The sequence below is a fragment of the Streptomyces sp. NRRL B-3229 genome (assembly GCF_000719505.1).
GTDB lineage: Bacteria > Actinomycetota > Actinomycetes > Streptomycetales > Streptomycetaceae > Streptomyces > Streptomyces griseorubiginosus.
The window spans coordinates 1-630 of the sequence record NZ_JOGP01000115.1 but is presented as its reverse complement, the minus strand read 5'-3'; the positions used below and the strand labels follow the sequence as shown (position 1 = coordinate 630).

At 68.1% G+C, this 630-nt stretch carries 2 protein-coding genes; both read right to left on the bottom strand.

Annotated elements, in window-relative coordinates; translation table 11 throughout:
* A partial coding sequence (locus IF54_RS43825) for a carotenoid oxygenase family protein (RefSeq protein WP_234439180.1) occupies window positions 1-232 on the bottom strand: 232 nt, incomplete at its 3' end.
* Window position 233: 1 nt separating this feature from the next.
* Window positions 234-630, bottom strand: a 397-nt coding sequence (locus tag IF54_RS43820) for a carotenoid oxygenase family protein (protein WP_234439179.1), incomplete at its 5' end; no start/stop codon positions are given.

Here is a 630-nt window from a genome sequence, read left to right as displayed (position 1 = left end):
CCTCGCCCTCGGCGGCGTCCGCCGACTTCGGCACGAACACCGGCTCCTCCGGCGCGGCGTGCTCACCGGGGGCCCAGAAGGCCGTCTCGCCGGTGTCGTCGTCGCGGTGGATGAGGGAGTTGAACGGCGGGCCCATCGGGCCGACCTCGCACATCGGGACGTCCGGGTTCATGCCGCCGACCCACGCGTGGCGGTTCTTCTCCATCAGGATCCGCGGGTCGACCCGGGGCATGTCACCGGGTGAGGCAAGCAGTTGCTCGCAGCGGGCCGACGGTCGTTTTCGGGAACTGGGAGAACCAGCCGGACCCGGTGGTGAAGTGGTCGGCGACCAGCGTGTCACCGTCCGTCCAGGCGTTCAGCGAGTGCGTCTCCATGAGCTGCTCACTGCGGAACCAGCGGATGCCGCTCACGCCCTCGTCACGGGGGATGATCGCGACGTACGTGCCCTGGTGGGGGTCCCAGACGAAGTACTGCTCCTCCCGCTTTAGCTGCTCGGGGTCGGCGATCATGGGCGAGATGGTGAAGACGAAGTGGTCCCGGGTGACCAGCCAGTCGTGGACCATCGAGGAGTAGGGCACCTCGAAGGTCTGGGAGCGGGTGACCTTGCCGTCGGATGCGATCTCGTGGATG